The organism is Methylophaga nitratireducenticrescens (assembly GCF_000260985.4).
Lineage (GTDB): Bacteria > Pseudomonadota > Gammaproteobacteria > Nitrosococcales > Methylophagaceae > Methylophaga > Methylophaga nitratireducenticrescens.
The window spans coordinates 1,778,560-1,800,419 of record NC_017857.3 but is presented as its reverse complement, the minus strand read 5'-3'; the positions used below and the strand labels follow the sequence as shown (position 1 = coordinate 1,800,419).

Genomic DNA, 21,860 nt, shown 5'->3' with positions numbered 1-21,860 from the left:
CATTCCCACGCAAACGCATGGGGGTGAAACAGAACTAGCTCTCTCAAAATTCATTCGAGTAAAAGTGATTCAAATTCCAATTGGGCTATATTGTCCATTAGCCGCTTGTTGACACATTTGGAATAGATCCATATTACCTTTGGTTAAACATTCAGCAACCATAAGTTCCACTGGATTGCCACTCTTTCGAACCACATCAATTCTATTAGGTAAGCGGATATCCTCTTTTCCAAACTCATTATCAATCAGGTTGAGCTGATTAATGGCAGCGTCGAAGTCACCAGCCTGCAAATAAGTTATGTATTTTTGATAATAAATATGGTAACTGGCACTACCTGATTCCATCGCTATATCTAGATTTTTCAGGGCTGTTGGTATATCGCCTTGGGCTTTTCTTAATTCGAACATTGCTAACCGTGCAAAGCTATCTGAAGAATTGTTGCCACTAACACCTTTTATTGCGTTTGATTCAATTTCAGTAAAGTTTGTACCTACTTTAGTCATTTGATTCCTAGCTGTTTTGGAAGCTTGAAATCCTTCAATATGTTCAATAAATTGCTTATCTTTTTTTACCATCATTATGTAACGTTCTGTTGATATATCAGGTCGTTGACGGTCACGATAAAACTTTTTTACATAATTATTTAAGCGATTTAATCGTTTATCTGTGTCTTGGTGCCTCTTAGCAAGACTATCCTGCAACTTATTAGCTGATTGCTCAACTAATCCACCTATATCAAGGCTGAAAGAAGCATTCATTCCTTCCCCTTCACTCTTCGCATAATTCGCAAAAATAATTTCTTCTTTTTCGTTTTCATAAGCAGCTAACTTTTTGAGTACAGACATCATGCCGTTTAAACTATAGCCAGCGTTTAACAATAAATCCGTACCTAATAAATCAGCTTCATTTTCCTGACCACGGTTCCATTTTGGAAAAAAAGCATCTGTAATCAAAAAATTTGCAATTTGAAAATTCAGAAGATCTTTAGATATATTATCTTGATTAAAACCACCCTTTAAAGCTAATCCGATTTGTGCGTATTGCATTGTTTTATCGAGGGTAATATCTAAGTTATCAACAACGTGATGCTTCAGTATTACATGCGAAATTTCATGAGCAATCAGTGCAGCTAACTCATCTTCTGATTCGATTAGATTTAATGTTTCGATAGGAATAAAAATTCCTCCATTAGATCTCGCAACAGCCGTATATCCTTCTGCACTTACTACATATATTGATGTATTTACCTCATAGCCTTTCCAGCTAATTAGCAATTTTGCTGCAATTTTATTCAAATAAATATTAACGTTTTCGAGAGGCTCGATTGATTCACCTGCTCGACGTGACATTAAAACATCTTGCTTAAGTGCATCAACATATGAATAATTTTCTTGCTGCGTAATATTATGTTCTTGAGCATCTATTTCCAGGCTCTGGATAAATGGATATTCCAAAGTATCAACAACATCACCAACACCGACCACAGATTTTGTTTTATTAAAAACATTCTTTCCTGTATCGGCAACTGTGCCCCCAAAGTTTTTCACACCATCCAAAAAGCCTGCTGAAGTACTTGTGCTAAATAAAACAAAAAAAATTGGTATAACTATTCTTATTGACATCCTTCGCCTGCTCCCCTGGTTCCATGCTGTTGCGTATGTTGGTTTTTGCCAATTGCCATAGATTTACAATCAATTACTGGTTTATCGGTATTCAACGTAACAGTACTTTTTGAAATCCAAAGATCATCAGAAACTTCAGAATCTAATTTGAGCCAACCTTTTTTATTTTCTTCAAGCACTCTAATGGGAAGCTCACCAATAACATTACTCTCTATATATTTATATTGACCATTAAGTTTCACCTCAACCTCCTCGAAACTAAAACTAAGTACTTGAGTTTCTTCCGCATTAACTTGTGATGAAAAAACTGCCCAAGTAATGAGCCCTAATATTAGTAGACGCATAACGTTCTCCTTTAGTTGTGGTATGGGTAATGGTTTTTTAAACACTGAACAAGGTGCTTTAATAAATTGTCGGGTTTGAGCCGAGGAAGTCATTATCGAACTGAGTCTTATAGTTAACTCATCTAACTTATTTCCGAGTGTTACGGCACCCAAAAGTGCGAGAATAAAGCTTGCTGAATGACCGGGTTCATAACCAAAAAATCTGAACATAAAATATCCATATAACCAAATTAAAAGCGCATTTACACTTAAGATGAATGTTGAATAATATCCATTAAAATAGTCATCAAATTCACTACGCTTTGAAACTAAGAAAGTAATAAAGAAAGCAATAACACTCCATGCAATTAGAGAGACCTTTTGAGAGAAAGCATCACTCACCCTTAAATATTTCTCTCCATCAACCATTAAATTATCTAAAGCCATTGCGTGATACATAACACCAGGTAACTTACCGTGAACAGGTGATAGCACCTCGTCATGCAATCCTTCAAAATTGGCACCATATAAGACGTTCCGATTAATAATGGTGTTTTTGAGTAATACCTTCTGATCTGACGTTCCATATTTATCAATATAGATGAGATCATCTGCATGCAAGATTTGATGAAACGGGCACTGAACAGCAAGGTGATCATTGAATATGTTGTCAAGACTAAGATAGGAGAGAATTGATGGCGCTTCACAATAATTTTTTGAGAGAGTTTCGTCTATTGGCTTGGCAGGTGAACTTCCCCAACGGACAGAAAGGTTTTTTGTTGATGTAATCAACTTTTCAGAAATATTGCTACATCCAGAGTTGGCATTACTGTTTAAGCATGTAATTTCATAAAGTCTGGTCGCTACTGTTTTCTGAGAATCAATATTGAGCGGATAATTACCAATTGGTGAAGTCCATCCATTTATAACCAATTCGAATCGATTTTTTAGTTGTTTTTGAAATTTAGTTAAACTCTCATCGGGATACCCCCCAGCAAACATAATAGGGATATTTGCCTTCAATCCATAATAATCTAGCATCGATAATAATCTAGGTGCTGAATTATCAGTAGATCTTTCCTGCTTAAAATATATATCGATAAATAAACTACTGGGTTTATATTTCAGCAATGTTGCTAGCAAAACACCATGGTCGCTATATAAGATAGGCCATTCATTAGCCTGAAAAAAACCTTGTTCATGTAATGCCGTAAGTGAATTATCATTTATCAATAATATAAGTGTTTTATCTCTTGCTTGTTCTGGATACAGTGGAGAAGATATGGCGTAAAGTTTATCCTGAAAATATTTATCGCTTATCTCGCTTATACCGAAAAGGTTAAATAAAATTAGAAAATAACCTAATAAAATAAAAACAAGTGCTTTGATGAAAAATTCAAATTTTTTATTAATTTTATTCACTTGTCTGTACTTTACTCGTCCTTGATATTTCCTTACTCAGGAAATGAATTTTTCGCTTTTATTCTTTTTAACAGTAAAAATTTTTAATAAAAGTAAAAACTCTCAAACCTTCACCACTTATTTGATTTTTAAGAAAATTAAATTTTATGGAATTTAATACTACATAATTTCCTTAAAAATATGCGCATATCAATACATATTTTTAATTTTACTAAATATATTTTTTTGTGATGTAAGTCAGAGTTTTAATTACCTATATCCCGTAAGGATTAATTAAAGACTTGATGTGCGCTCCCCCGCAGGAGCGTGGGAACGAGGCAACGAGTTTGATGTATTCTCTGGCTCCCATGGTCCCCCGTGGGAGCCTCCGCAAGGACCTTTATATCCTTCAGCACCTAGGGCGGTAACGCGATATAAGTACCCTCATTACGCTTGGTCAACTCTCGCATCAATATGCTGAATCTGTCAGTGCTATTAACCGATAAAAAGCCTACTCCATGAATTTTGGCTAATCGTCGCCCATCGCTGAGTTGCTTGTTCTGTTTGGTTAAACGGTCAATAACAGGGTCATATGATGATCCGGTGTAATCATCCCCAAATACGTAGATTGAAGTAGTGATATTGGGTTTGGCATATTTTCTCAACGCCATTTCCACGCCTTCCACCGGACTACTGTTGGAGACAACTGACCAATTCTCAAACATTCTGATGGCACTGTTTCTTGTTGAGGGCGTATCAGGCATCCAGCGGCCATCGTAGCCGGAAATCATCGATGTCCCCATATCATTTAATATCTGGAAGCCTTTCACTTCAGGGTGAATATTCAACACGTTCACCACTTCTCTGGATACCCGCGACCATATCTGTTTCATACTGCCGGACGTGTCGATAATAAACACCACATAATCGCTGTCGACCGGAATACCCCCGACCTCTTCGGAACGCTTATCAGCAGATTTCCTTGGCGTTGGCAAAGCTGCCTGCTTTAGGCGTGATTCCACCAAACTTAATCCCGAAATATTTTCTTCCAGAGCGGCATTTTTTTGCTGAAGTGCTTTGAGCTGATTTTCCAAAGAAGATTCAGCCTGAGCGATAGCCTGTTTTTCACCCGATAAGCCTTCTAACGTCGAAAGCTCCTGCTCAATTTGCTGACTGACTTCAGCTATCGAGTTTTCCAAGCCAATCAACGAGGCCAGTAAACTGCTGATATCATCGGCACCGGCGGTAGAAACATCGACATCGGTTTTAGAGATCAAAATCAGCATTACCACTGCGCCAAACCCACAGGAAATCACGTCCAGAAAAGACAGACTGAATATATCGATCCCTTTTCTACGATGTTTCATGGCCAGTTACTCGCCGGACTGATCAGTAATCCACCGGTAGTGGCAGCCCAAATCCAGTATTGATTAACGGCATCAGGATCCCCTTCAAGTGGCAGCATAATGACATCCACCTGCACTCCCCGCTTCCCACTTTCATTGATGGTTTGCTGAAATAGTTTTACCCGACATTTACCGGAAATCGTCTGGGCATTTCCGGTGAGCGAACTGCAACTGGAGAAAGGATTCAGACTACGATATTGCGATTCCCCTTTGGTCGGTAAACCGTCAGTAATCACGTAGAGGTTGGATGGCGAATACTGATTTACGGTATTCAAGCCTTTTTGCAGGTTTGTTGCGCCTTCTGGAACAATGATATTCAAATCACTCATAATTGAAGCAGTCGTTTGTGATGCACTGGCTTTTTGCCAACCTTTTTTATCACCTAATACCTTGGCATCTTCGCTAAAAGCCACCACCACAACGTCACTGTTTTCCGGTGTTCGTGCCAGTAACCACTCAACAACATTTTTAGTGCGTTGCCATTTGGCGGAATTCTGCTTGTTTTGCTGGGAACTGTTTTTGGTGCGAATAATATCAATCAGTTTTTCATTGGTCATTGAAGCACTGGTATCAACCAGAATCGCTATTTTGGGGCCTTCAACTTTGAGACCCAGCAGGTAATTTTCTTCATTTATTCGGGGCGACTCAACCAGATCGGCCTGTTGTTTGGGTATTTCAATCGAGGTAATACTGGATTTAAGTTCATCCAGTTCACTTTCAGATCGTTGGACTTGCTGACTCTGACTTTCCAGTGTCGACTGCTTATCATTCAGTTGTTTTTTTAACGCCTGATAACGTGCATTTTCACTACTTAGCTGTTCCCTTATTTGACCCAATGTGGTCTCAGCATCATCCCTCACCTGTTCAAGCTGACTGATGTCCTGTTTAAGATTATCGATTTCAACCGGGGTTTCATCAATTTTCTGCTTGACCAGCATAAACACAAGGATAACCGCGCCCAATCCACAGGACATGATATCCAGGAATGCCAGACTGGAACCTTCGGCTTTTTTACGTCGGTAGGCCATTTGCTGTTAGCGAATGCGTCTCAACAGGTATTTGTCACAATAGCTTTGGGTATCGACAATCTGGCTGTCCTGCATGCGTTGCAGTTGATGGAACAAAAACATCAGAAAGATACTGATCAACAAAGCGACCAACGTCGAATTAAATGCCAGACCAAGACTATCAGTCATGCCGGAAATATCGCCAGCAAGTGCTTGATCAGCTTGCGAAAGTGCCTGACCAATACCACGCACTGTGCCAATAAAGCCAATAGAAGGAATGGCCCAGATCAAGTAGCGAATCATGGAATTTTCGGAATCCTGTTTGACGGCCAGCGCTTCCAGATTACTTTCGATAGCGTCCGAGAGATTTTGTACGTTATTAGTCGAGCTGTAACGCCATAAGGAGGCGCGTAAAGTCTGAACCAGTGGCGAGGAGATTAAATCCTGAGGAATCTCACTATCCAACCGATGAATAATACGATTTACATCCAGTTCTTTATGTTCAGGACTGTCAGTTTGTGCTTCATCATCATTATTTTTGGGTGTTTCTATCAGATCCACGCTATAGAGATATTTGGTTTTCAGAATTTCCCGGTAGGAACTGGCAATTAAAAAACAGCCCCAAAACATCAGAATAAAACAGATTTCCTGTTCGTAATCTTTGATGATAACCACAATATTGCGTGGTGATGATTGCTGCTGTTGTAAGGCAAGCTCAACCAGTTGTGCAGCTTCTGGCCGGATAAAGCCGATATAAATCATGTGCACCACAATGATCGATACAATCAAGGCGGCAAAGCTTTTCATCAAATCATTCATGTTCAGATATCCACTGGGAACGAAACGGGGGAGTTCAGACTGATAACCGATTTACCTGCCCAGGCATTGTGAATCATTAACGATAAGACCACTAACAGCATGATTGAAGCTCCAATCAGTAAGATTCTTTTTAATAGCATCACTCATTTCCTCCAGATAAAAAACGGCCGATTCTAAAGCCCAGAATATCGCGTCCCTGCTCAGCACCATCACGGTAGGACGCTCTTAATTCACTGAGTGAACCTGAACGCCAGTTTGCGCCTTTTATCACACGCATTGCTATGGTTGAGGTATCAAGAACATGTTGATAAACGGTATTCGGTTTTGGTGCCGTTAGCGAGTAACTGTCGTGGGTCCATTCGCTGACATTGCCTCCCAAATCGTAAAGCCCGGACTTTTCCCGCTCAAGGCTCTTCACTGGAGCAACTCGCGCATAGCCATCATAAAATCTTGGCACATATAGCTTTACACTGCCTTTAGCAGATTCATCGGCAATATTCACTGCTTTGGTTGGGATGGTTTTATCATTGCCCCAGACGAACAAAGTTTGCTCAGGTTTACCCGCTTTTCGAGCCAGCCATTCCCACTCCGCTTCCATTAATAATCGATAGCCATCGGCATTGCTATTAATTTGATTGAGCTGATTGCCCTGCAGGTCGTATACAAGTGTCAGGCCTTCCTGCTGGCTTAACCAGTTGCAGAATCTGACTGCTTCCAGCCAGCTAACATCGGTTATCGGTAATTGACTATCGCCTGATTTGCTGCTATCAAACTGCTGGAACTCAGCATTAGTAACTTCATGTTTACCGGCATAAAAAGGTCGATTAAGTCGGACTTGTTTTAAAAACTCGTTCGCACGCTGCCCCGGCTCATCACGCCCTGCACCCATTTTAATAATGTCGTTGGGGAAAAACAGTGCTAACTCACCACCAGCTTTGGTTTTATACACTCTGGGGGCTTCAGCTTTTTTGGCTTGTGCTTCGGGCAGTAAAGTAACGGATATTTTTTGTGGTTCATTAGCCGTTGGGGTAATGCTTTTCGAGACCGTTCGATATCCCTGCAGGCTCAGCTGTAGAGCATGTGGAATGGCATTTAATTCCAACTCAATTGGCGTATTTCCTAGCGCTTTTCCATCAATTTTCACTTCAGCAGATGGCGTGGATAACACTTCCACCTTGCCCATTTCTTCTTCCAAGGTGAGATCAATGGTTCTTTTTTCATTGGTGTCCAAAGTGAACGTTTCCGTTTTGGGAAAAAAACCCGGCTTGGAATAGTGCACCCGGTGCTGTTTACCCGCTTCAACCGAAAGCCAGTCTTGATTATCGATCCGCAGTCCATTTAATGTCAGTTGTCCACCTGAGGGTTGAAGGTTTAACCGAACACCCGCCGTTTCCGCAGATAACCGATAGTTTCTTTCTATCGTGGGGTTGGGATTTTTTATCTCGATGGTTTCTTCGGTGGTTTCATATTTTTGCAGTGTTAATTGCACATCATGAAAACCGCCTTGCAGTGGAAATGTGAGCGGTGTTTTGCCAACTTCAACAGCATCTACCGTTACCATTGCGCCAGTTGGCACCGAATTTACAACAAACTCCCCCTGCAGCGGTTGCAGTTCAACATCGCGGGTTACTGTTTCACCACGGCTGAGTGTTAGATCAAGCGTCGTTGTTTGATAATGTGGATGCTGGGCAATGAGCTGATGTTCGCCCGCAGGAAGTTCATACTCAAGGTGATTCGCTACTGCAATAATTTCATCGTCGATCAGCCATTGAGTGAGATCATCGTCAAGCGATGTGGACAATTTAATCTTAGCTGGCAACGGATTTAGTGTGACCGTAATGACTTTGCCAGAATCAGCTCGTTCAATGGTGTGTCTTTGAGGATAAAAGCCTTCTGCAGCAACTTGAATCTGGGTAGATTGGGCAAGCGAATAAACGGAATCCAAAATAACCATTGCCAGCCAGGACTCAGCGTTAATTGATACATCAGAAGCATCATCCGGCTGAACCTCAACACGGGTACCACGTGATGCAAAGATCACCGTCACTATAATCAGGAAAACCAATACAAATGTCGTCAATAACCACAGATACATTCTGTGCTGACGTTTTCGGGCGAGCTCCAGCTGCTGATTAAATTGGCTCATCGCACACCAGTGTCAGACTAAAACGGTTCACATCGTAAGGAATAGTGACTTCAACTAACTTTGACTTGTAACCCTGGCGTTTACCTTCAAAAGTATATTGGCCGGGTTTAAGCTGAATCACTTTTGACTCGACCTCACCCACATTGCCAACACCCCGCACCAGAATATGTGTTTGATTGTCTGAGCGAACTTCTACAGCAACAGGCTGGTTCACTGCGGTTAATACCGTTTCCAGTTCACGGCTTTTCCGGCTCAGCGAGAGGCTTTGATTACGATATGCTGCGGCAGCATTTATGGCAGCACGGGCTTGCTCTGCCAGTTGGCTGTTTGACAGTCGATAAGGCGATTCCAGGTAGTCATCGAACTGCTTATCCAATGACAATATGTTATTGGCCATGGCCAGTTTTTCTGTGGCCGTTTTATTATTGGGATTTTCCTTAATCACCTGCTCAAGGTTGGTTTTAACAGCTTGCCAGTTATCATTCGATTCAGCCTGTGCAGCGTTGCTCAGAGAAGACTGTATACGCTGATTTTTTTCATACTGTTGTATCGCCATATTTACATCACTCAGTTCACTTCGACTTGAGTAAATATTTCGGGCCTGATTCAGTGCTGATTTGGCCGCTTCAATGCGACCATCATCAATCGCAGCATAGGATTGGGAGATAAGCGATTGAAATTTTTGATTATTGAGTGTGGTTTGCAACGCCTGAGCCCGTTGCTTCAACGCTTCTCTTTCCGGCGTTAGCGTTAATAACTGGTTGATTAATGTAAGCTCGGTCTGGGGATTATTTTCGACTTTAGCGACTTCAATTTGCTCAACTAAAGCTGCAATCTCCGGTAATTGCTCAATTCTTTCTGCTAATTCCGAAGCCTGATTAGAGCTACTATCCAACATCAATGCTTTGGAAATCGCTACTTTAGCCTGCTCATACTGATTGTCATCAAAAGCTTGCTGAGCATTTTTCATTGCCGATTCAAATTGTTTCTGGCTATCTGTGATGGTTGTTTCAGCCAGTTTAATCAAAGCATCTAATGTCGCATTAGCCTGAGCATATTTCGCTTCACCAAACTGTTTTATTGCAGCACTTTCATTTGCATTTATACGATCGGCCAGCGGTTTATCCCACTTTGGCAGATCGATCTTGTTTAACTCGGGTTTAATTGTATTTTCAAAATGGGCATAGGCTTCAAGATATTGCTGACGCAAGGTTTCACTGTACTGGTTGTCATTTTCCTGGGGTGAACTTTCAACAATATCTAATGGCTGCTCAGTTTCGGTGCTATTGGAACGGGTTTTGGGGGCTGACACCCACAAAATTAACGCCACGCAAAACACGCTCAGCAAAATGATAATAAGCAGTGTTTTGAAGAATAATTTTCGTTTAGCGAGTCGAGCCTCAGCGATTTTCTGATGGATCATAATCTATGGCTGAACCTCAAACGTGATTTAGAGCTGCACATCAGGCGTGGCTTCTAATTGATACATCCGGTTCAAAAAAGCACGCCATTGGCGGAACTGCTCATCAATATCACCGGTTAACTCGACCGATTCTTCTTCGTAAGTCATCACCTGTGGTGCCATTTCCAAGTTCACCGATTCACCTAATTCGTTTAGTGCCTCCTGATGAAACTTGGCTTCCTCACGGGATTTAAAGCCACTGCTGATCAGCACAGCACCGCCAATACCACCGGCAACAGTGGCAAGATCCCGGCCAAAACTAGGATCGTTAGAACTGCCTGATGTTGCGGCAGCAACAGCTGCACCGATTAAAACTGCCCCGCCAATCATTTTCCAGATGCTTTTGGTTTTAGCTTCTTTGCGCAGTTGCATTTCTGTGGCACTGGCTTCCTGCCATGCCAGATAGCTGTCATCCATTTGCTGAGAAAATGCACTGTAATTCTGCTGCAGATTATCAACAAATAACTGTTCCCGAACCTGGACCGATTTAACTCTTTCAAACATTGGGTCAGCATCGCTTGGCATACTTACCAGCTTGATGTGTTGACCACTGGTATCGAGATGTTCCATAAAGGCCTGTTCGTTGAAACTCGCGGCAAAACGAAGATCATTAATATTTTGCAATTGCGCCAGTTCGCTTTGTTGTTGTTTAAGCAAGGCTTCAATTATCGCCTGGGCCGCTTTATCAAAAGCGGGATTATAGGGATCTTTGCCATCATTTCTGGGATTTTTGTAAAAACCTTCACCAACTTCATGATCAATGGTTTCGTTTAGCCACTGTTTGCCACTGGCATCGACCACATTGAGGCTAAATTCAAGCTCCTGACCATTTGATTCAATGATCTCGCCAACGGCAAATAAATCACCTGAGGCAGTGCTGTTGGGGGCGACTCGAACTGCACCAAACTTACCACTTTCATCCAAAGCCGTTTTTAATTTGTAGGCAAACCGGTTGGCTTCCGCTCGTCTTAATTCAGGCCAGATACCTTCTTCTTCATATTCAGCGGCTGAATCGGAAAGCCCTGGTGAAAAGACCGGAATAATAACGTCAAGTTTAACGCCCTGGTAGGGTATTTCTTTGTTTTGTTCCTGAGCCGAGGCCAGCTGTGGACCGGTTTTTAAATTCCCTGACGATGACGACGTAGTGGCACACCCCGTCAGCACATGGGTCAGAATAATCAGATAGATAAGAAACCTGGAGGGGGCTCTAAATGATTCAGTCTTCAACAATGTTCATCCCCTTATATTTACGATATTCGTTCCAGAGTTTCTTTTTAATCTCTGGATCTTGTTCAGCTTCTGCAGCCAGTCTGATTTGTGCAGCAATGGCATCGTCATTATTCGCGGATGGAATATCTTCAGGTATAGCACCGTTATCTGCTCCACCAGAAGAAACCACTGAGCCACCCTCATTTTCAGATTGCTCATTTGAATCTGCTGTGCCGGACTGAGCTGGCATTGAGCTTTCAGTTTCTGTCTCAGGTTCAGTGCCTTGCATTTCCTGACTGACAACTGAGCTATTACCGGAATTATCACCCTGATTTTCTCCACCGTCTTGATCGCCACTATCGCTGCCAGCTGCAGAAGTATTATTTGGATCAGACAAATTGCATGATTCAAAGCGGTTGACCGAATCAAAAAAAGCTTTTTCCATTAGTGCAAGTTTTTCGGCTCTCGTGAGATGTGGATTATCACTGTATCGAATTTCTGCTTCACCACAATCCTCAATCGCCTCAGCTGCCTTTTCTGCATTTACGTTGAGACTGGCTGTTAAAACAATCGGGAAAAGAATAGATAAGCTTTTATTCATTGAGAATAAATGCAACAAATCCCGGTAACGAATGGTGAGTTTCTTCATAGAATTAGCACTAATCCATTAATATTTTTTAAAAAAACCAGGCTCAATATTGTTTATAGATTATTTGTCAACATACGGCGGTGATAAGTTTTCACAGCTTTATATGGCTCACAATATGAAACGGTAAATTGAGATATATCCTTGCTCTCCGTAGCCTTTTTATCATAGCAGCAAAACATTATTCATAAATGACTGAATCGTCTACTTTGTGTCGCAATATTCAAAACATGCAAAGTGATTTCAGGAAATGCTCCCAACGTAACGGACTCATCTCTCTGCTAAAGTAACAATATTTCGATGGCGGGATATAAATATGAAATGGGTTGTTTTGGCTTTTTTCTGGTTTCTCAGCTTTCCACTGCCAGCAAAGCCGGTTCACTATCAGGTCAATGATGAAATATTTGAAGGGTATTTTGTCAGCTCCGCTGATTCAGCCCCATTAGTTATTCTGATTCATGACTGGGATGGGGTAACCGATTATGAGATTAAACGCGCCAATATGCTGTTTGATGCGGGTTATGCAGTTTTTGCGGTGGACATTTATGGAGCAGGCGTTCGGCCTGTTGCTATTGCCGATAGAAAGCACCATACAGGTGAATTGTATCGTGATCGTCAGCGCATGCGAGATCTAATCAACGGCGGTATCAATAAAGCGAAACAACTCGGTGCAGCCACCGACAATGCGGTCATGATGGGATATTGTCTAGGAGGTACTGCTGTATTGGAAATGGCTCGCGCAGGTTCGCTGATGAAAGGGTTTGTGGCGATTCACGGAGGCTTGGGTACCCCTGAGGATCAGAATTATAAAAATGTTCAGGCTGAAATACTGGTGCAGCATGGATCAGCTGATGCCAATATTACTATGAAAGAATTTATTACTTTGAGTGCCGCTATGGATAAGGATAGCGCTCCCAATGAAATGATTGTTTACGGTGGTGCAGAGCATTCATTTACTAAAGCAGGTAATCCTCATTATGATGCAGATGCTGATGAGAAGTCCTGGCAGCGCCTGTTAACTTTTCTGGATGAAAAATTGCGTTAGGTCCATTTGCATTCTCACCCGAGAGCATGGCAACGAAAAAAATAATTACCTTATTTATCTGTTGAAAATATTGTGGTGGTTACCATTGAACTACCGCCCGAGAAAGTTGCCGGTACCACCTGGCCTCAGTCTGACTACAATCAAACAAGTATGGGCATACAGTGTTACGATCAGCGACGTAACTTTGAAAAGGTCTTTATCTGTCACGGTATCTTGCATGATGCCTCTGTAAAACCGGAAAAGCGTCTGGAACAACTCTTAGCAGGCTAAATCAACATCAATACCATTATCCCGATAATTTGGCTGAAACAGCTTTACCCATGATGAAACACACTGACATCTGTCAGGTAACCATCTTCAACGCACGGGTTTAGCGCATTAACGATAATCATATGGGAAGCTGGTACAGCCAAAATGGAAAAGTTACTGGTTTTTCATCCCGGTACAACTGACTTTTCACTGTCTCGCTCTTATCATTCGAATGTGCCAGACGATAAGTTATTCACCACGGATTTTGTTGCCAATAGATTGGTTGAAATTCTAAAGGGTTTGCCTACAGACGGCGAATTGTCTTTTCTGGATTGGCGGGGGAAAAACACTGAATGGTAAACCTTTTTCACATATCCCGTTTCTGCTCTCGTGCATTCAATCTGTCATAGGCTTCTTTCTCATGATGAATATCACTGATCAAGCCCCGATGCATGGCTACTGAAATGGCCTCTTGATTCTGAAATCGGCCTCCTTCCTTAAACAGCAAATCAAGCAAATCCCGGGCAGGCATATCCAGATATTTAGATAATTCCTGTGATTCATTTGAGAACTTTTCCAAGACTTCCGGGTGCTGTTGCTGAACATTTAATATCGCCAGATTATCAATAATGGCCAGTTCTTTCGCTGTCACCAGACTCAGACCATTATCCTGAACAAACCTTAAACTGGTCAGCCCTGTCAGTTGATGAAAGGTGTTCTGAACCAGATTCAGATCGGCATTTCTCCCGGCCAGGGCAACCCTCAACCATTTCAATCGGTGCCGTGCCAGAATAATGATGCCTTGTTCTATTTCTTTGCTCATAGACTGCAGATCCTTTGGGCTTCCTGCACCCTTGTTAGCATAGCAACGCCCTTTCATACAAGCCCCTAGTAGTGAGACAAGGTAAATGAAACATTTATTCATGATGACAATAGCCAGTATGTGTATTGGTTCAGTCCAGGCAGAAAATCTTGAGCATGGGACCATTACCAGTTGCGCCTATCAGGCAGGTACTGTCAATAAAAGCCAGAAAATCCGTCAGACCGAGGGCGATGACTGGGAAACGTTTGAAACGAAGATTAAATCGATTTACAAAGACTCCCAAGGCCGTGATGATTTACTGCAAATTGCCAAACAGGTATTTATCCAGCCATCCAGTAAATCAGCGGATTTTATTCATGATCAGATATTTGATGCTTGCGTTAAACGTCAACAAGGCACTGAGTCAATTTATTGATTTTTAGTATTTTGACTCAACTAATAAGCCCCATCAAAAGATTAAACGCCAATACAACAAAAATCAGTGCTGTCGTGCGACTGAGATAAATCTGAGCATTGGGTTTTCTTTTAAGCCAGTCGCCAAGCGTTGAAGCTAATATGGAAATACCACTAAAGATAAAGAGCGAAACAACACCAAATATAGCCCCAAGTAATATAATTTGTGGCGTAATCGCACCATAATTTGAACTGGCGAACTGTGGCAGAAAAGCCAAAAAGAAAATACTAACTTTGGGATTAGTTACATTCATCACAATACCGCGCAGATATAAGTTTGTATCACTCATTACTACGCCCTTACCTGATAATTCTTGTGTCTGGCTGTTAAATATCTGCCATGCCAGGCAGACCAAATAGATAGCGCCAATAATTTTCAACGCACTCAAGGCCCAGTCAGAAGTTTGCATAATAGTGGCAACACCGAATGCCACTAAACAGGTGTGAAAAACCAACCCTGTACATAGACCTAAGGTAATCAGAATGCCACTGCGTTTACCATAAAGTGCTGACTGGGTAAGCACAAAGATATTATCTGGTCCGGGAGTTAGAGCCAAAAGAGTTGAGGTGAAAATAAAAACTAAATAAACGTCGATTGGCATCATCTTGGAGATCACATATAAAAGTACTTATTCAGATAATGATTTTCACAAAAAGTCTAGAATCGGATCACACTCTGCAGTCTAGAGAAAACTTGATAGCTAAAAACGGATTTACAAAAACTCAAATCCCACTTGAAACAGTTTTTCAACCTCATCGACATCCTGCTGCTCGGTCAAAAAGATGACCAGATGATCACCACTTTCAATCTCAATATTTTTTTCGGCAAACAAAATCTTTTCTTTGCGTAATATCGCTCCGACGGTAGCCGTTTTAGGCAGTTTGAGTTCTGAAAGTTTGCGTCCCACAACATTAGAAGTCTGCTTATCGCCATGTGCCACAATCTCTATGGCTTCTGCAGCCCCCTGTCTTAACGAATGCACGGTAATCACATCACCACGACGAATATGGGTCAATAAGGTCCCAATAGTGATTTGTGCGGGCGATACAGCAATATCAATACTGGTTCCTTCAACCAGCTCTACATGGCTGGCCTTACTGATAATGGAAAAGGTTTTGCGAGCTCCCAGGCGCTTGGCCAGCATCGCAGACAAGATATTAGCTTCGTCGTCGTTAGTCACAGCGCAGAACACATCCGTTTTATGAATATATTCTTCCTTAAGCAGGCTGGCATCGCCTACATCACCATGTAATACTAGGCTGTGATGCAGATCTTCGGCGATCACCCGTGCCCGATTTTCATTATGTTCGATAATTTTAACGTTATGCGACTTTTCCAAGCGTTGAGCCAGTTGTTTACCAATTTGTCCGCCACCGGCAATAAATATTCGTTTATACGGTTGGTAATCTTTTTTGAATACTTTTACCAACTCACTGATTTGATGTTTTTCGGCCAGAAAAAATACTTCATCTTCAGCCTGCAAAATGATTTTTCCACCCAATGGAATAGCACTCTCATTACGGAAAATAGCCGCAATGCGCATTTGTATTTTGGGAAGCAGATCCAGCAAATCATGGATGGCTTTACCATCCATAATACTCCCGGCATCTACTCTAACGGCGACCAATCGTGCGCGATCTTCAAAAAAAGTCAGAACCTGCAAGACTTCAGGTTGCTCAATCAGATGGGTAATGTAATCAGTGACTAATTGTTCAGGACTGATAATGACATCAATTGGCACCGCATCCAGCGCAAATAAAGCCGGATATTCCAGATAATCTGCGGCACGTATCCGAGCCAGTTTTTTGGGCGTATTAAATAATGAGCTGGCAATCTGACAGGCAATCATATTGATCTCATCATTATGGGTGACCGCGATCAGCATGTCGGTGTCTTTGATACCCGCCTTTAACAAGGTTCCGGGATGCGCTGCATACCCTACCACCGTGCGAATATCCAGATGCTCCTGCAGTCGTTCCAGTAGTACCGGGTTTTGATCAATGACCGTGACATCGTTACCTTCATTGACCAGACTTTCTGCCGTCGAACTGCCGACCTGTCCCGCACCCAGAATAATAATTTTCATCTGCAAAACCTCTCTGTTAATTGCGCCAATAGGCTGGCAGAAATAGAATCAACAAGGTGAACACTTCCAGGCGCCCTACCAGCATCGCAAAGATCCCGAGCCATTTAACCGTGGCATCCATTGTGGCAAAATTCGAGGCTACCTCCCCTAAACCCGGGCCCAGAAGATTGATCGTTGCGACTACCGCCCCAAAGGCTGAAACCAAATCAAGCCCGGCTGCCATCATCGCAACGGTCAGCACCAATGCTGTGACAATATAGAGCACATAAAAACCCCAAATCGAAAACAATACTGTTTCAGATATTGGCCGTTTTCCCAACTTCACCACCGACACAGATCTTGGATGCACCAATAGCTCAAGCTGCCGTAAACCCAATTTAGCAAGCAACATGATGCGCATAACTTTAATACCGCCAGCGGTTGAACCGGCACATCCACCAATAAACGATAAAATCACCAGAATTAATGGGATGTGTAATGGCCATTCCGCAAATACCGCCGTACCAAAACCGGTACTGGTCATAATGGAAGCCACCTGAAACGCAGCATAACGAAGCGCTTCCCATCCGGCAGAATACACCCCGGCGAAATAAAGACTTATCGCAATAAAAATACTGGCAAACACAAACAACAATCCAAAAGTTCTTACTTCTGGGTCTTCGGCATAGGATGATATTAGCTTGCGTCTTAGCACTAAAAAATGCACGGCAAAGTTCACCCCGCCAGCCAGCATAAATACGATGGCGATAGCTTCAATAAGTGGGCTGTTAAAATAGCCGATACTGTCGTCATGAGTAGAAAACCCTCCAGTCGCCACCGTAGTAAAAGCATGGCCTATCGCATCAAAGAAGCTCATTCCCGCAAACCAGTAAGCCAACGCACAACACACCGTAAGCAACAGATAGATCAGCCAAAGGGAACGGGCAGTTTCAGCGATTCTAGGTGTCATTTTTTTCATTTTTGGCAACGCCGGAAGTTTCCGCTCGATACAGCTGCATGCCACCGACGCCCAATAAAGGTAGAATGGCGACTGCCAGAACGATAATCCCCATGCCACCTAACCATTGTATTTGTTGTCGATGATATAAAATTGATTGGGGTAATTGATCTAACCCAACAATAACGGTTGCACCCGTGGTGGTAAATCCTGAAATGGATTCGAATACCGCATCGGTAAAGCCCAGATGCAGACTGAGATAAAACGGTAAAGCACCGACCAGCCCCAATAAAAACCAGAATAATGTTACAACCAGAAAGCCGTCTCGAACCGATAATTCCTGCCGTTGATAATAGTTGCTTAACCACAAAGTCAATCCCAATAAAAACACGATCAGACTGGAACCGATAAAGGTCATTGATTGGGCATCGTTATAGATCCAGGAAACGATCAACGAAGGTAGAAAACTGAGACTGTAAAACATCAACAGCAAACCAAATAACCGGATGATGGCTCGCCAATGCATTAGTTTATGACCTCAACCAAAAATGTAAGCCAAGCAGCACACGGTGTAATATACGTTTGAAACAAACCCTTAAAACTCAACATCAGTCTATTCATCCCAATAATCAACGTGGATGGATTATTGGTGCCAGAAGACTGAAAGTCAGCTAAAAAAAAGATAAAAATTTTATATAAATTTTACTTTTTTAAATGCGATTTATTGTTAAAACAGCTTTAACAATATTCCAGAAAAAGCGAGCAGCGATGCGTTTTCGACCAACCAATACCCCGCTCAAACATTATCTACTGGCGATCGGATTGATTTTAGTGATCGTGGTGTTTGCCCAGGTGCTTAACCGTTATCTGCCCTACACCAGTCTGTTATTACTGTTTCTGGCGGGTGTATTGCTGATATCAGCCAAAACCAGTTTTGGTCCGGCACTATTAAGCAGCTTGCTCAGCTTTTTGACATTCAATTACTTTTTCACTGAGCCTTATTACACTTTTAATATGTTGCACAAGGCAGATGTCGCCACATTAATTATATTTTTGATGGTGGCATTGATGACAGCACATTTAGCCACGCAAATGCGCGAAGCAATAGCCAAGCAGGAAACGGCATTAAACCGGCTGTCTCATTTTTATGAGTTCAGCCAAATGCTCTCTTCAGCGACCAACACAGAAGCCACTATCGAAATTTTATGGGAAGCGTTAAGACGGGTTCTGAGCAATGATGGTCGTGTGGTGATTGCCATTGAGCAGCAATCTAACTTGATTTTGCACCCAGAGGGCATATCAAGTGGCCACCCAGGTGAAGAAGTTTTTAAATTGATGCTATCCAAACATCTGGACGGTGAAACCTGGCATAAGGGTTGGCTGTTTTTCCCACTGAGCTGGGATGGTCGGCAACTTGGTCTGGTTGCCATTAATGAACGTATTAATGACAGGCAAATTGCCGCAATAGAAACGTTCTGCCAGCTAACCGCAGTGGTATTGCATCGTACCATGCTGGTGGCGGAACTCTCACAAACCAAATTACTGGCGGAAACTGAACAGTTACGGGCCACATTACTTTCTTCGGTATCCCATGATTTACGTACTCCCCTCTCTTCCATTATCGGGGCGAGTTCGTCATTACGGGAATACGCTCAGCATTTATCAACTGATGATCAGCAGTTGCTGATCCAGACCATTGAAGATGAAGCGCACAGATTAGATCGTCATATCCAGAATCTGCTTGATATGACTCGTCTGAGCCAAGGGAAACTGAACCTGAATCGTGAATGGATGGATATCGACGATCTGATTAACGGTGCTATAAGCCGATTGGGCCATCCATTGGAAAATGTGCAATTTAAGCTTGAATTAGCCGAAGAGACCCCGATGCTTTTTATTCAGGGATTACTGATCGAACAAGCCATATTCAATCTGCTGGATAATGCCATTCGCCATAACACAGCAGAATTGGCTATAACGTTAATCGTTCAGCATGATGACAACTGGATAACGCTGGATATTATTGATAACGGCCCGGGTATTGCGGATGCTGAAAAAGAAAAAGTATTCAATATGTTTTACAGCCTCGCTCAAGGCGATCGACACGAATCCAGTTTACCGGGCACTGGAATGGGACTGGCAATTTGTCGCGGCATGATCGAAGCGCATGGTGGCGAGGTGATGGCATTGGATAATCCTTATGGCAGAGGCACGATGATGCGGGTCAAATTACCAAACAATTCTAATAATGCTAACTTCAACTGAGCGTTTACATGGCCACAATATTACTTATTGAAGACGAAGTGCAGATTAAGAAATTTTTGAGGATCAGTCTTGAAGCACATCATCATAAGGTGCTGGAAGCCCGGCTCGGTGAACAGGGATTAGCCATTATGGTCGAACAACAGGTTGACCTGCTGATTGTTGACTTAGGTTTGCCGGATATGGATGGACAGGATGTTATAAAAGCATTACGTAAATGGTCGCAGATACCGATTATTGTTCTGTCTGTTCGATCCAGCGAAGACGAAAAAGTGCAGGCATTGGATGCCGGTGCCAATGATTATGTCACCAAGCCGTTTGGCATCAGTGAGTTGATGGCGCGCGTTAGAGCGTTACTGAGGATAAACGACAACACTGCGGCTTCGAGCAGTAAACGCGAAATCAATGGCCTGTTTATCGATTTAGCGGAATATCAGGTCAAACTGGATGACAGAATAATTCATTTATCTCGCAAAGAATTCGAGTTGCTTCGTTTACTCACAGAACAGCCAGGGCATATCCTGACCCATCGTTTTTTAACCCAGAGCATCTGGGGTGAAAGCTTTGTTGATGAAACACATTATTTACGTGTTCTGGTGCGCCAGTTACGCCACAAGCTTGGAGAAGAACCTATACAACCAAGATTTATTGAAACCGTTCAAGGTGTGGGGTACCGGTTTAAAGTTTAAATCAAAAAAGTCACTTCACCTTAAATTCTGCCTCAATAATATGACAGGAGCCATATCACTGAGGCGTGAAACACTTTCGGACATCGTAATTGCTGGCAGATATATTTCCACCGCGCCCTGTCCAATTGGTATGAAAAAACTCACCTCGCGGTTTATCCAGCCGTTCGTAGGTATGGGCACCAAAATAATCGCGCTGCGTCTGTAGCAGGTTGGCTGGCAAACGTTTACTGCGGTAACCATCATAAAATGACAAAGCACTGCTGAAGGTAGGCACCGGCACACCAATCTCAATCGCTTTAACGACCGCTTTTCTCCAGCCCGAGAACGCTTCGCTAACGGCGTCAATAAAAAAAATCATCCAGCAACAGGTTCTGTAAATTCGGATTACGCTCAAATGCGTCACGGAAGTTGGGTAAAAACTGGCGCCGAATAATACAGCCACCACGCCCGCAATACCACCAAAGTTCAACTGCCAACCATAGGTTGTCGCTGCTTCACGCATTAACATCTAGCCTTGGGCATAGGAAATGATTTTGGAGGCATAAAGTGCATCGCTTACCGCATTAATCATTTCACGTTTATCACCGGTAAACGCAACAGCCTTAGCCGGTAATACACTAGATGCCGTAACCCGTTCATCTTTCAGAGCTGATAAACAACGGGCAAATACCGCCTCGCCAATTAATGTCAGCGGCGTGCCTAAATCCAACGCATTCATGCCCGTCCACTTGCCGGTACCTTTTTGACCTGCGGTATCCAAAATATGATCGATTAACAAACTGCCATCGGGTTCTTTTACTTTAAGAATGTCGCGAGTAATTTCAATCAGATAGGAATCCAGCACGCCATCATTCCATTCGGCAAAGACTTGCTGTATTTCGTCCCCCGACAGGCCCATGCCTTCACGCATCATTTGATAAGCTTCACAGATAAGCTGTATATCATCATATTAAAACACAGTTTATTCATATAAAAACAATCGTTAAAAACGATTTAACTCCATAAAAACGTGACACAGTTAACATTTTTGGATTGTTTTCTGCGTTTATTGCGCAGAAAACGTGACTTAGTTATCATTTTTTTGTGTGAGGTTGTTATTTTGTTTAAATAATATTGAATTAAGCGTTTAAATTAACAGCTACATGCCATTGTTAATTAATAGGTTTTCCGTTTTTCTTAGGTGTTGACGGGTAAAGTTTCCTGTGAAAACAGGAATTATTCATTTACGTTAAATGAAGTTGTAGGAGTACTAATAAATATGTGACTGACCTGT

21 protein-coding genes and 1 pseudogene are annotated in these 21,860 nt (G+C 42.3%); 6 read left to right on the top strand and 16 right to left on the bottom strand.

Annotated elements, in window-relative coordinates; all coding sequences use genetic code 11:
• Positions 1 to 69: 69 nt before the first annotated feature.
• The 10 genes from Q7A_RS08690 to Q7A_RS08650 form a co-directional block, all read right to left on the bottom strand.
• A complete protein-coding gene (locus Q7A_RS08690) occupies positions 70 to 1,623 on the bottom strand; it encodes a M48 family metallopeptidase (RefSeq protein ID WP_089418523.1) in 1,554 nt (517 codons plus the stop codon).
• Complete coding sequence (locus Q7A_RS08685; RefSeq protein ID WP_014706978.1) at positions 1,614 to 3,368, bottom strand: CHASE2 domain-containing protein; 1,755 nt, start codon at positions 3,366 to 3,368, stop codon at positions 1,614 to 1,616. The genes Q7A_RS08690 and Q7A_RS08685 overlap by 10 nt, the downstream gene beginning before the upstream one ends.
• Before the next feature lie 395 nt (positions 3,369 to 3,763).
• Positions 3,764 to 4,714: a TMF family protein gene (locus Q7A_RS08680; RefSeq protein WP_014706977.1), complete on the bottom strand. Its 951-nt coding sequence runs from the start codon at positions 4,712 to 4,714 to the stop codon at positions 3,764 to 3,766.
• Positions 4,711 to 5,781 (bottom strand): VWA domain-containing protein, encoded by a 1,071-nt coding sequence (locus Q7A_RS08675; RefSeq protein ID WP_014706976.1) that lies wholly within the window; start codon positions 5,779 to 5,781, stop codon positions 4,711 to 4,713. Before Q7A_RS08675 ends, Q7A_RS08680 begins: the two co-directional genes overlap by 4 nt.
• A gap of 6 nt (positions 5,782 to 5,787) precedes the next feature.
• Positions 5,788 to 6,579 carry a MotA/TolQ/ExbB proton channel family protein gene (locus tag Q7A_RS08670; protein ID WP_014706975.1) on the bottom strand — a complete coding sequence of 264 codons (792 nt, stop codon included), beginning with the start codon at positions 6,577 to 6,579 and terminating at the stop codon, positions 5,788 to 5,790.
• 2 nt (positions 6,580 to 6,581) lie between these two features.
• Positions 6,582 to 6,719 (bottom strand): hypothetical protein, encoded by a 138-nt coding sequence (locus Q7A_RS15205; RefSeq protein ID WP_014706974.1) that lies wholly within the window; start codon positions 6,717 to 6,719, stop codon positions 6,582 to 6,584.
• A complete protein-coding gene (locus Q7A_RS08665; RefSeq protein ID WP_014706973.1) occupies positions 6,719 to 8,725 on the bottom strand; it encodes a PEGA domain-containing protein in 2,007 nt (668 codons plus the stop codon). Before Q7A_RS08665 ends, Q7A_RS15205 begins: the two co-directional genes overlap by 1 nt.
• Entirely contained in the window at positions 8,712 to 10,055 is a 1,344-nt protein-coding gene (locus Q7A_RS08660) for a hypothetical protein (protein ID WP_151903915.1), read from the bottom strand. Before Q7A_RS08660 ends, Q7A_RS08665 begins: the two co-directional genes overlap by 14 nt.
• Positions 10,056 to 10,175: 120 nt before the next feature.
• Complete coding sequence (locus tag Q7A_RS08655; RefSeq protein WP_238595893.1) at positions 10,176 to 11,417, bottom strand: hypothetical protein; 1,242 nt, start codon at positions 11,415 to 11,417, stop codon at positions 10,176 to 10,178.
• A complete protein-coding gene (locus Q7A_RS08650) occupies positions 11,404 to 12,045 on the bottom strand; it encodes a hypothetical protein (RefSeq protein ID WP_014706970.1) in 642 nt (213 codons plus the stop codon). Before Q7A_RS08650 ends, Q7A_RS08655 begins: the two co-directional genes overlap by 14 nt.
• Positions 12,046 to 12,358: 313 nt before the next feature.
• On the opposite strand from Q7A_RS08650, the gene Q7A_RS08645 reads away from it, so the two are divergent.
• The 3 genes from Q7A_RS08645 (at position 12,359) to Q7A_RS08635 (ending at position 13,696) form a co-directional block, all read left to right on the top strand.
• The gene (locus Q7A_RS08645; RefSeq protein ID WP_014706969.1) at positions 12,359 to 13,087 is read left to right on the top strand and encodes a dienelactone hydrolase family protein; all 729 of its coding nucleotides are present in this window, start codon (positions 12,359 to 12,361) and stop codon (positions 13,085 to 13,087) included.
• 72 nt (positions 13,088 to 13,159) lie between these two features.
• Positions 13,160 to 13,357 (top strand): hypothetical protein, encoded by a 198-nt coding sequence (locus tag Q7A_RS08640; RefSeq protein ID WP_014706968.1) that lies wholly within the window; start codon positions 13,160 to 13,162, stop codon positions 13,355 to 13,357.
• A 144-nt stretch (positions 13,358 to 13,501) separates the two neighbouring features.
• A complete protein-coding gene (locus tag Q7A_RS08635) occupies positions 13,502 to 13,696 on the top strand; it encodes a Rossmann-fold NAD(P)-binding domain-containing protein (protein ID WP_014706967.1) in 195 nt (64 codons plus the stop codon).
• Positions 13,697 to 13,703: 7 nt separating this feature from the next.
• Here the strand turns inward: Q7A_RS08635 and Q7A_RS08630 are convergent, their stop codons facing one another.
• Positions 13,704 to 14,159 carry a hypothetical protein gene (locus tag Q7A_RS08630; protein ID WP_014706966.1) on the bottom strand — a complete coding sequence of 152 codons (456 nt, stop codon included), beginning with the start codon at positions 14,157 to 14,159 and terminating at the stop codon, positions 13,704 to 13,706.
• A gap of 85 nt (positions 14,160 to 14,244) precedes the next feature.
• Between Q7A_RS08630 and Q7A_RS08625 the strand changes: the two genes are divergently transcribed.
• Positions 14,245 to 14,574 carry a hypothetical protein gene (locus Q7A_RS08625; RefSeq protein ID WP_151903914.1) on the top strand — a complete coding sequence of 110 codons (330 nt, stop codon included), beginning with the start codon at positions 14,245 to 14,247 and terminating at the stop codon, positions 14,572 to 14,574.
• A 16-nt stretch (positions 14,575 to 14,590) separates the two neighbouring features.
• Here Q7A_RS08625 and Q7A_RS08620 read toward each other — a convergent pair whose 3' ends face one another.
• The 4 genes from Q7A_RS08620 to Q7A_RS15665 form a co-directional block, all read right to left on the bottom strand.
• Positions 14,591 to 15,217, bottom strand: coding sequence for a LysE family translocator (locus tag Q7A_RS08620; protein WP_014706964.1), 627 nt, complete (start codon positions 15,215 to 15,217; stop codon positions 14,591 to 14,593).
• Between the two features lie 108 nt (positions 15,218 to 15,325).
• Positions 15,326 to 16,699 (bottom strand): Trk system potassium transporter TrkA, encoded by a 1,374-nt coding sequence (gene trkA / locus Q7A_RS08615; RefSeq protein WP_014706963.1) that lies wholly within the window; start codon positions 16,697 to 16,699, stop codon positions 15,326 to 15,328.
• Between the two features lie 16 nt (positions 16,700 to 16,715).
• Positions 16,716 to 17,657, bottom strand: a complete 942-nt coding sequence (locus Q7A_RS08610) for a TrkH family potassium uptake protein (RefSeq protein ID WP_331230998.1) — start codon at positions 17,655 to 17,657, stop codon at positions 16,716 to 16,718.
• Complete coding sequence (locus Q7A_RS15665; RefSeq protein ID WP_331230996.1) at positions 17,638 to 18,162, bottom strand: potassium transporter TrkG; 525 nt, start codon at positions 18,160 to 18,162, stop codon at positions 17,638 to 17,640. Before Q7A_RS15665 ends, Q7A_RS08610 begins: the two co-directional genes overlap by 20 nt.
• Positions 18,163 to 18,404: 242 nt before the next feature.
• On the opposite strand from Q7A_RS15665, the gene Q7A_RS08605 reads away from it, so the two are divergent.
• A complete protein-coding gene (locus Q7A_RS08605) occupies positions 18,405 to 19,901 on the top strand; it encodes a sensor histidine kinase (RefSeq protein ID WP_169697744.1) in 1,497 nt (498 codons plus the stop codon).
• 8 nt (positions 19,902 to 19,909) lie between these two features.
• On the top strand, positions 19,910 to 20,587 hold the full coding sequence (locus Q7A_RS08600) for a response regulator (protein WP_014706961.1): 678 nt from the start codon (positions 19,910 to 19,912) through the stop codon (positions 20,585 to 20,587).
• A gap of 55 nt (positions 20,588 to 20,642) precedes the next feature.
• Here the strand turns inward: Q7A_RS08600 and Q7A_RS08595 are convergent.
• Positions 20,643 to 21,527: pseudogene (locus Q7A_RS08595) on the bottom strand (hypothetical protein).
• Between the last annotated feature and the right edge of the window lie 333 nt (positions 21,528 to 21,860).

Coding starts and splice junctions, on each gene's coding strand:
- Q7A_RS08690 (WP_089418523.1), bottom strand. CDS start 1,623: ATGTCAATAAGAATAGTTATACCAATTTTTTTTGTTTTATTTAGCACA.
- Q7A_RS08680 (WP_014706977.1), bottom strand. CDS start 4,714: ATGAAACATCGTAGAAAAGGGATCGATATATTCAGTCTGTCTTTTCTG.
- Q7A_RS08675 (WP_014706976.1), bottom strand. CDS start 5,781: ATGGCCTACCGACGTAAAAAAGCCGAAGGTTCCAGTCTGGCATTCCTG.
- Q7A_RS08670 (WP_014706975.1), bottom strand. CDS start 6,579: ATGAATGATTTGATGAAAAGCTTTGCCGCCTTGATTGTATCGATCATT.
- Q7A_RS15205 (WP_014706974.1), bottom strand. CDS start 6,719: ATGCTATTAAAAAGAATCTTACTGATTGGAGCTTCAATCATGCTGTTA.
- Q7A_RS08665 (WP_014706973.1), bottom strand. CDS start 8,725: ATGAGCCAATTTAATCAGCAGCTGGAGCTCGCCCGAAAACGTCAGCAC.
- Q7A_RS08650 (WP_014706970.1), bottom strand. CDS start 12,045: ATGAAGAAACTCACCATTCGTTACCGGGATTTGTTGCATTTATTCTCA.
- Q7A_RS08645 (WP_014706969.1), top strand. CDS start 12,359: ATGAAATGGGTTGTTTTGGCTTTTTTCTGGTTTCTCAGCTTTCCACTG.
- Q7A_RS08635 (WP_014706967.1), top strand. CDS start 13,502: ATGGAAAAGTTACTGGTTTTTCATCCCGGTACAACTGACTTTTCACTG.
- Q7A_RS08630 (WP_014706966.1), bottom strand. CDS start 14,159: ATGAGCAAAGAAATAGAACAAGGCATCATTATTCTGGCACGGCACCGA.
- Q7A_RS08625 (WP_151903914.1), top strand. CDS start 14,245: ATGAAACATTTATTCATGATGACAATAGCCAGTATGTGTATTGGTTCA.
- Q7A_RS08620 (WP_014706964.1), bottom strand. CDS start 15,217: ATGATGCCAATCGACGTTTATTTAGTTTTTATTTTCACCTCAACTCTT.
- trkA (WP_014706963.1), bottom strand. CDS start 16,699: ATGAAAATTATTATTCTGGGTGCGGGACAGGTCGGCAGTTCGACGGCA.
- Q7A_RS08610 (WP_331230998.1), bottom strand. CDS start 17,657: ATGAAAAAAATGACACCTAGAATCGCTGAAACTGCCCGTTCCCTTTGG.
- Q7A_RS15665 (WP_331230996.1), bottom strand. CDS start 18,162: ATGCATTGGCGAGCCATCATCCGGTTATTTGGTTTGCTGTTGATGTTT.
- Q7A_RS08605 (WP_169697744.1), top strand. CDS start 18,405: ATGCGTTTTCGACCAACCAATACCCCGCTCAAACATTATCTACTGGCG.
- Q7A_RS08600 (WP_014706961.1), top strand. CDS start 19,910: ATGGCCACAATATTACTTATTGAAGACGAAGTGCAGATTAAGAAATTT.